Genomic DNA, 8216 nt, shown 5'->3' with positions numbered 1-8216 from the left:
CGACGACCCACCGACCCGAGCCTGGCCCTCGCGTGGAACGCGGCCGTGTCCAACCGCTGAACCGCGGCGATCACGAACCACACCAGATGATCACCCGGGAGCCAGTCCGTCATCGACGGCGGCAACAAAAACGCCTGGTCACGATCCACCGACCGGTACTCCTTCGCCACGACCGCCACCCTCTCAAACCACGATCAACCAGGCCAGACGCCACACCGAGCCAAAACGCAACAGGCTCTATAGGGGGTTGGATCATTGATGATCATGGGGACGGATGGGGCAGGACGGGCCGCAGGAGCGGGGGTGTCCGGTCCAGCCGCGGGTGGTGAGGACACGGGCCTGTTCCTTGGCGACGCCGCAGGGGTCGCCGAAGACGTCGGCGTGGCCGTAGCGGAGGGTGGCGTGGCCGTCGACGGTGGCGCGGTTGTCGCGACGCCGGTCGCGGAAGCGGCCCTCGCCGATATGGCCGATGCGCCCGTCCAGCTCGACCCGGAGCCGGTGCTCGGGATAGTCGACGTCGATCCAGATGACCCGTTGTCCGGCGACGCGGCGTTGGCGGCACCCCGTCGGCAGGCCGTGGGCACGTTCGACCCTACGTAGATGGCGCAGTTCGAGGGGTGACTGTGCGCCGTCGGCGACGTCGGACAGCATCGCCTCGACCATCGGGCGCCAGCGGATCTTCTTGCGGCGGCCGAGAGCGTCGGCGAGGCGTTCGGGGGTGGTGAGGCGACGTTGGCAGGCCGCCGTCACCCAGGTCTCGGCGTCGCGGGGGTGCGGTGCGATGTCGACGAGATCCAGCACGGTCTCGTCGAGGCGCGTGCGTGGCGGGTTCTTCGAGGGGTGCCGGGTCAGCGGCAGTCTGTGCGCCTGATGGACCCGCACGCCGTCGATCTTGCACTGCACGTAGCGATCCGCCGGGACGGTGATGTGGATGACCGAGCCGGGATCGTCGCACAGGCCGTCCAGGTAGGCCGCTGTGCGATGGCTGGCCACGGCGCCGCGTCCGGCCCGCAGGATCGCCGCCCACACCTGTGCCTCGAAGCTCGGCGGGCCGGAGAACGTCGCGAAGACACCTGCGTGCACACGCCGCCAGCGTCCCGAGCCGACCCGCCACTCGAGGGCGCGTGGGTTCAGCCCGCACGCGAGCGCCTGAGCACGGCTGACCATGCCGTGCTGCGCCGCGATGACGTCGTCGAGATCCACACCGGCCAGCCTGCGCGACCCGGCGCCGTCGCACCAGCCCCGATTCGCCATCTGTGGACAGCCATGATGGGACGGTCAGGCGTGGCCGGCGTGCTCGTGCTCGACGTGGCCTTCGGGCTCGATCTGGAACGTGCTGTGGTCGATGTCGAAGTGGCCGGCGAGGCAGGCGTGCAGGCCGTCGAGGACGGAGTCGGCGCCGCAGCCGGGCTCGGTGGCGTCGGCGATGACGACGTGGGCGGACAGCACCGGCACGCCGCTGGTGATGGTCCAGGCGTGCAGGTCGTGCACGTCGACGACGCCGGGGATCTCCATGATGTGACGGCGGACGTCGGCGAGGTCGACGCCCTTGGGGGTGGCCTCGAGGAGGACGTCGAGCACCTCGCGCAGCAGCAGCCAGGCGCGCGGCAGGATCAGCACGCCGATCAGCATCGACGCCAGCGCGTCGGCCCGCACCCAGCCGGTCGCCATGATCACGACGGCCGCGGCGACGACCGCCAGCGAGCCCAGCGTGTCGCCCAGCACCTCGAGGTAGGCGCCGCGCACGTTGAGGCTCTCCCGCTGGCCGGACCGCAACAGCAGCAGCGCGCCGGCGTTGGCGACCAGGCCGACGATCGCGACGGCCAGCATGATCCCGGTCTCGATCTCGCCGGGATCGCTCAGCCGCCGGATGCCGCCGACGATCGCGAACACGCCGATCCCCGCGACGACGACGCCGTTGGTCAGCGCCGCCAGGATCTCCGCCCGCTGCCAGCCGAACGTCCGCGCCGTGTTCGCCGGCCGGGTCGCGATCGTCGTCGCCAGCAGCGCCAGCGCGACGCCGAGACCGTCGGCCAGCATGTGCCCGGCGTCGGCCAGCAGCGCCAGCGACCCGGACCAGAACGCGCCGACGACCTCGACCGCCAGTACCACGACGATGATCGCCAGCACCGCTTGCATCCGCCGCCGGTGCGCGTACGAGGCGGTCCCGCCCTGCGGCAGGCCGTGGCCGTGCCCCGCGCCCATCAGTGCACCTGCCCCGGCCTGGTCGCGGGCACGGCGGCGTCCGGCCGGGCCCGGTGCGCCGACCCGACGGCGTCCGCGTGCGCGCCGTGCGCCCCGCCGGCCCCGGCGACCACGCCGTCCGGCCGCAGCCGCACCGGCGAGCCGGCCGCCGCGAGGACGTCCTCGGCGGCGGCCAGCAGCGCCCACAGCTCGGGGCGGACCAGCGCGTAGAACGTGGACCGGCCGTGCGGGTGCGGCTCGACGAGCCCGGCGGCGCGCAGCGCGGACAGGTGGCCGGAGACCGTCGACTGCGCCAGCCCCAGCTCGGCGGTGAGGTCCACCACCCGTCGCTCGCCGTGGCCGAGCAGTCGGACGATCTCCAGCCGCGCCGGGTCGGCGAGGCCGTGGAACAGCCGCACCGCCACGCTATCGGCGGACGTCCGATTCATCGTCATACGGCGATGATAACGCACCCCGCCGATGAATCGCTCAGGGAACGGCCGGCTTGCCCGCCGTCCACACCCACGCGTCGAAGAACGCCTCCAGGTCCTGGCCGGACAGCTCCTCGGCCAGCGCCTGGAAGTCGTCCGTCGTCGCGACGGAGTCCTTGTACCGCGCCGGCCACTCCAGCGACAGCGCGTCGAACGCCTCGGCTCCGATGCGCTCCCGCAGCGCGTACAGCGTCGCCGCGCCCCGGTCGTAGACGGCGCCGGCGAACAGCCCGAGCGGCCCCGGGTCGGCGACGATCGTCTGCCAGAACGAGCTGGTGGCGGGCGTCGCCATGACGTCGGCGAAGTTCTCCGCCGCCGTGGTGCGTCCGTCGTGCTCGGACCACAGCCACTCCGCGTAGGTCGCCCAGCCCTCGTTCAGCCAGATGTCCGCCCAGCGCTCCGGGCTGACCGAGTTGCCGAACCACTGGTGCGACAGCTCGTGCGCGACGGTGCCCTCGTTGGCCCGGGTCGAGTAGATCGGCCGGGTCTGTGTCTCCAGTGCGTAGCCCACGCTGTCGTCGTCGACGATGGCGCCGAAGGACGAGAACGGGTACGGCCCGAACCGCGTCTCGAAGAACGCGATCATCTCCGCGGTCTGCGCGAGCCCGGCCGACGCCGCCGGCGCGAGGTCGCGGTCGATCGCGTCGATGTTCAGCAGCCCGCCCGGCGTCGTCCACTGTCGCAGCTCGTAGTTGCCGACCGACGCGGTCACCAGGTAGCTGGCCATCGGCTCGCGCGACGACCACTCCCACGTCGTCCAGCCGCCCGCCGTCGCCGACCCGACGAGGTCGCCGTTGCCGACCGCGACCAGCCCTTCGGGCACCGTCACGGCGACGTCGTAGGTGGCCTTGTCGGTCTGGTGGTCGCTGACGGGGTACCAGGTCATCGAGCCGTCCGGCTCACTGGCCACCATCGCGCCGTCGCGCGTGGTCACCCACCCGTACAGCGCGTCCTCGATGTCGCGCGGCCGCCCGGTCGCGCCGCCGTACGTCACGACGACGTCGACCTCCTTGCCGCGGGGCAGGATCGTCCTCGGCGTGACGATCAGCTCGTCGCCCTCGCGGGTGAACGTCGCCGGCCGGCTCCCGACCGCGACGGAATCCACCTCCAGACCGCGCAGGTCCAGGTTGAAGCTGGTCAGATGCCGCGTCGGCACGATCGTCACGGTCGCGACGGCGTCCAGCTGCCCTGCCAGCGGGGCAGGCGCCGCTGCCGGCGGCTGATAGCGCACGTCGAGGTCGTAGTGCACGGCGTCGTAGCCGCTGTTGCCGGCGAACGGGAAGTAGGGGTCGCCGGCGCCGGAGCCGCCCGGCGCGGGCCGGGACGACGCACCCGCGGGGACGGCGCCGGCTGCCAGCAGCGCCACGGCCGCCGCCACGGCGAGGCCGGACCTGACACGAGATCTCATCGAGGACGCTCCCCAGGTAGACGGCGTGTGATCACCGCAGCCTGCCGGAGATCCGGACAAAAGGGAACGACCCGATCGGACGACATAGGGTGGAGCCTCGTGGGTGTGCGCGCGCGTCTGGCGGGTTTCCTCGGGGTCCGGCCGCTGGTGCCGGACGCGGCCGAGCGGCGAACGGTGAGCCGTGCCACGCAGGTGGAGCCGGCGCTGGCCGGCGTCCCCGACGACGAGCTGGCAAGCCGGCTGCGTGACGACCCCGACGAGGCCACCGCCCTCGCCCTGGTCCGCGAGCTCGGCCGCCGGACGCTCGGCGAGCGGGCGCACGACAACCAGCTGCTGGCCGTCCTCGGCCTGCTCGCCGGCCGGATCGTGCAACTGGACACCGGCGAGGGCAAGACGCTGGCCGGCGCGCTCGCCGCGGTGCTGTCCAGCGTCCGTGACCGGCACGTCACGGTGCTGGCCGCCAACGACTACCTCGCCCGCCGCGACGCGGCCTGGATGCGGCCGCTGTACGACGCGGCCGGGGTCGGCGTGGCGTGGATCGACGGGGCGTCCAGCGCGGACGAGCGGCGGGCCGCCTACGCCGCCGACGTCACCTACGTCCCTGCCAGCGAGCTGGGCTTCGACACGCTGCGCGACCGGCTGGTCCGCGACGAGGCCGAGCGGGTGCGCGGCCGGCGCGACGTCGTGATCGTCGACGAGGCCGACTCGGTGCTCGTCGACCAGGCCCGGCTGCCGCTGGTCCTCGCCGGCGCCGTCGACGATGCCGAGCCCGACACCACCATGGCCGCGCTGGTCGCGTCGATGACGCCGGGCACCCACTACACGGTGAGCGCCGACGGCTACGGCGTCGCCTTCACCCCGGCGGGCGAGGAGCTGATCGAGCGGACCTTCGGCGTCGACCTCTACTCCGAGGACGACGGCGGCCGGACGCTGACCCGGGCCAACCTCGCCGTCCACGCCGCGGCGCTGCTCATCCGCGACGTCGACTACCTGGTCCGCGACGACGCCGTCCAGCTGGTCGACGCCTCGAAGGGCCGGGTCGCGCGGCTGCAGCGCTGGCCCGACGGGCTGCAGGCGGCCGTCGAGGCGAAGGAGGGACTGGCGCCGAGCCAGGCCGGCGAGGTGCTGGACTCCGTCACGGCCGCCGAGCTGGTCGAGGAGTTCGGCCTGCTGTGCGGGATGACCGGCACGGCGGCGTCGGCGGTGGAGCAGTTCGACCGGATGTACCGGCGCCGGGTCGAGGTGATCGCGCCGGACGTGCCGTGCGTCCGCGTCGACGAGCCGCTGGCCCTCTACGCGACCCGCAAGGACAAGCTGAGCGCCGTCGTCGAGCGGATCGCGGCGGCGCACGCGACCGGCCGGCCGGTGCTCGCGGGCACGCCCAGCGTCGCCGACAGCGAGGAGCTGGCCGCGCTGCTCGCCGCGGCCGACGTCCCGTGCGTCGTGCTGAACGCGAAGAACGACGAGGCCGAGGCCGCGGTCATCGCCGAGGCGGGCCGGCGCGGCGCGGTCACCGTCTCCACCCAGCTGGCCGGCCGCGGCATCGACATCCGGCTCGGCGGCAGCAACGGGTCCCGGCAGGAGGTCGCCGAGCTGGGCGGGCTGCTCGTCGTCGGGACCGAGCCGCACGAGTCGGCCAGGCTCGACGACCAGCTGCGCGGCCGGGCCGGACGCCAGGGCGACCCCGGCGGCTCGGTCTTCTTCGCCAGCCTGGAGGACGACGTCATCGCCCGGCACGGCCGGATCCGCGCCACGACCGACGCCGACGGGCGCATCGCCGCCGCGGGCGCCCGGCAGCAGGCCGAGCACGCCCAGCGGGTGGCCGAGGGCGTGACGATGCGGATCTACGCCAACACCCAGGAGTACGCCGTCGTCCCGCGCCGCCAGCGCGGCCACGTCCTCGACCGCCGCGAGGAGCTGCTCGCGCTGGACGAGCCGGAGCGCGGTGTGCGGCTGTTCTTCCTCGACCGGGCCTGGGCGGACCACCTGGCCCACCTGGCCGAGGTGCGCGACGGCACGCCCCTGCGGTCGCTGTCGGGCAAGGCGCCGGTGGTGGAGTTCAACGCCGAGGCCGTCAGCGCCTTCGAGCCGCTGCTGCGCCGGGCCGACGACGACGCCGACGAGTTCCTGGCCGCCCATCCGGACCTCACCGACGCCGCCGAGCTCGGCCTCGGCCGACCGTCGGCCACCTGGACCTACGTCATCCGCGACGACCCGTTCGGCTCACCGGTCGAGCGGCTGCTGCGCGGCATCACCCAGCGGGTCCTCGGCCGCCCCGACGACTGACAGACTGGGCCGATGGCACTGGGCGGGTTCGGCGTCACCGAGTTCCAGTTAGTCCTGCTGCGGCGCATGCAGGACTTCCAGCCGGAGCTGGTGGAGCAGGCCTGGGAGCGGCTCGGCGTCGATCGTTCCGACGCGCGGCGGGCGAACGCGTTCTGGCAGTCGACGGAGCGGTCGCGGCGGGCGCCGCGCGGGCTGGACCGGTACCGCATCGCGCTCGGCGCGCCGGTCGGCGAGAGCGAGGTGCGCATCGGCGACCTGCGCGGACGGCTGTTCCACTGGTTCCTGCCGCTCTGGCCGGACCTGCGCTGGGAGGTGCTGACCGGCGCGAGCGGCAGCGTCGTCAACGGCTGGCTGGCCCGCGAGCGCGGCGGCGCCGTGCCGCCGCTGCCCGCGGACGGCGACCTGGAACCGTGGTCGTGCGTGATCGGCGACGTCGAGCAGACCTACGCCGACGTCAAGCACCTGGAGGGCGACGCGCCGAGCCGGTGGCACATGGCGTACACGACGCCCACCGGCTCGGCCCGGCTGGCCCGGTTCGTCTACGGGCTGGTGCAGACGACCGAGGTCAGAGATTCCCGCGGCGCTCCTGCTCGCGCTCGATCGCCTCGAACAGCGCCTTGAAGTTGCCCTTGCCGAAGCCCAGCGAGCCGTGCCGCTCGATCATCTCGTAGAACACCGTCGGGCGGTCGCCGATCGGCTTGGTGAAGATCTGCAGCAGGTAGCCGTCCTCGTCGCGGTCGACCAGGATGCCGCGCTTCTTCAGCTCCTCGACCGGTACGCGGACGGTGCCGATGCGGGCCCGAAGCTCCGGGTCGTCGTAGTAGGAGTCCGGCGTGTCCAGGAACTCCACGCCCTCGGCCCGCATCTGGTCGACGGTGCGCAGGATGTCGTTGGTGGCCAGCGCGATGTGCTGGCAGCCGGCCTGGCCGTAGAACTCCAGGTACTCGTCGATCTGCGACTTCTTCTTCGCGATGGCCGGCTCGTTGAGCGGGAACTTCACCCGGTGGTTGCCGTTCGCGACGACCTTCGACATCAGCGCGGAGTAGTCGGTGGCGATGTCGTCGCCGACGAACTCGGCCATGTTCACGAAGCCCATGACCTTGCTGTACCACTCGACCCAGTAGTCCATCTTGCCCAGCTCGACGTTGCCGACGCAGTGGTCGACGGCCTGGAACAGCCGCTTCGGCGCGCCGTCGCGCTTGACGTACGACGAGGTCCTGGCCACGTAGCCGGGCAGGTACGGCCCCGTGTAGCGGGACCGGTCGACCAGCGAGTGCCGGGTCTCGCCGTAGGTGGCGATCGCGGCCAGCCGGACGGTGCCGTGCTCGTCGCTGACGTCGTGCGGCTCCTCCAGGACGGTGGCGCCCTGGGCCCGCGCGTGCGCGACGCACCGGTCGACGTCGGGGACCTCCAGCGCGAGGTCGGAGACGCCGTCGCCGTGCCGGCGGTGGTGGTCCAGCAGCGGGCTGTCCGGCACCACGCCGCCCTTGATGACGAACCGGGCCGAGCCGCTCCGCAGCACGAACGCCTTGTGGTCGCGGTTGCCGGTCTCCGGGCCGGAGTACGCGACCAGCTCCATGCCGAACGCGGACTGGTAGAAGTGCGCCGCCTGGGTGGCGTTGCCGGCGACGAACACCACCGCGTCCATCGCCGTGACGGGGAACGGATCCTTGCTCTCGTCGTACTCGACCAGCCCGACCAGCTGCTTGAGCTGCTCGAGATCGAGGTCGGCGTCGCGTTCTTCGGGCGTCAGGGTGTGGTCGGTGGCCGTCATGACAGGACTCTGCCGGGGCTGTTGCCGGGTGGGCAAGTGTCGCCGCCGGCGGTGATCACGGTGTACGGTGTGG

7 protein-coding genes are annotated in these 8216 nt (G+C 72.9%); 2 read left to right on the top strand and 5 right to left on the bottom strand.

The features are described 5' to 3' along the window. Positions 1-252 precede the first annotated feature (252 nt). The 4 genes from C1I92_RS25170 to C1I92_RS25155 are packed head-to-tail and all read right to left on the bottom strand — an operon-like array spanning position 253 to position 4083. Entirely contained in the window at positions 253-1254 is a 1002-nt protein-coding gene (locus C1I92_RS25170) for a type IV toxin-antitoxin system AbiEi family antitoxin domain-containing protein (protein WP_111257391.1), read from the bottom strand. Positions 1255-1278: 24 nt separating this feature from the next. After that, positions 1279-2205, bottom strand: a complete 927-nt coding sequence (locus C1I92_RS25165; protein ID WP_111257390.1) for a cation diffusion facilitator family transporter — start codon at positions 2203-2205, stop codon at positions 1279-1281. Then, entirely contained in the window at positions 2205-2639 is a 435-nt protein-coding gene (locus C1I92_RS25160) for an ArsR/SmtB family transcription factor (protein WP_199521571.1), read from the bottom strand. Before C1I92_RS25160 ends, C1I92_RS25165 begins: the two co-directional genes overlap by 1 nt. A gap of 34 nt (positions 2640-2673) precedes the next feature. Further along, positions 2674-4083: a M1 family metallopeptidase gene (locus tag C1I92_RS25155; RefSeq protein WP_111257389.1), complete on the bottom strand. Its 1410-nt coding sequence runs from the start codon at positions 4081-4083 to the stop codon at positions 2674-2676. A gap of 99 nt (positions 4084-4182) precedes the next feature. Here C1I92_RS25155 and C1I92_RS25150 point away from each other — a divergent pair, with 99 nt between their 5' ends. After that, the gene (locus C1I92_RS25150; RefSeq protein WP_438940536.1) at positions 4183-6369 is read left to right on the top strand and encodes a preprotein translocase subunit SecA; all 2187 of its coding nucleotides are present in this window, start codon (positions 4183-4185) and stop codon (positions 6367-6369) included. A gap of 12 nt (positions 6370-6381) precedes the next feature. Continuing rightward, on the top strand, positions 6382-6990 hold the full coding sequence (locus C1I92_RS25145) for a hypothetical protein (protein WP_111257387.1): 609 nt from the start codon (positions 6382-6384) through the stop codon (positions 6988-6990). Here C1I92_RS25145 and hppD read toward each other — a convergent pair. Next, the gene (gene hppD / locus C1I92_RS25140; RefSeq protein ID WP_111257386.1) at positions 6935-8143 is read right to left on the bottom strand and encodes a 4-hydroxyphenylpyruvate dioxygenase; all 1209 of its coding nucleotides are present in this window, start codon (positions 8141-8143) and stop codon (positions 6935-6937) included. The two genes, C1I92_RS25145 and hppD, sit on opposite strands and share 56 nt — an antisense overlap. Between the last annotated feature and the right edge of the window lie 73 nt (positions 8144-8216).

The organism is Jiangella anatolica (genome assembly GCF_003236295.1).
GTDB lineage: Bacteria > Actinomycetota > Actinomycetes > Jiangellales > Jiangellaceae > Jiangella > Jiangella anatolica.
Note: the sequence above shows the minus strand (reverse complement) of the source record. Positions and strands in the feature narration are given on the sequence as shown.

Bases quoted from the DNA above. Each gene is read 5' to 3' on its own strand.
- C1I92_RS25160 (WP_199521571.1), bottom strand. From the start codon at position 2,639: ATGACGATGAATCGGACGTCCGCCGATAGCGTGGCGGTGCGGCTGTTC.
- C1I92_RS25145 (WP_111257387.1), top strand. From the start codon at position 6,382: ATGGCACTGGGCGGGTTCGGCGTCACCGAGTTCCAGTTAGTCCTGCTG.
- C1I92_RS25165 (WP_111257390.1), bottom strand. From the start codon at position 2,205: ATGGGCGCGGGGCACGGCCACGGCCTGCCGCAGGGCGGGACCGCCTCG.
- C1I92_RS25155 (WP_111257389.1), bottom strand. From the start codon at position 4,083: ATGAGATCTCGTGTCAGGTCCGGCCTCGCCGTGGCGGCGGCCGTGGCG.
- C1I92_RS25170 (WP_111257391.1), bottom strand. From the start codon at position 1,254: ATGGCGAATCGGGGCTGGTGCGACGGCGCCGGGTCGCGCAGGCTGGCC.
- hppD (WP_111257386.1), bottom strand. From the start codon at position 8,143: ATGACGGCCACCGACCACACCCTGACGCCCGAAGAACGCGACGCCGAC.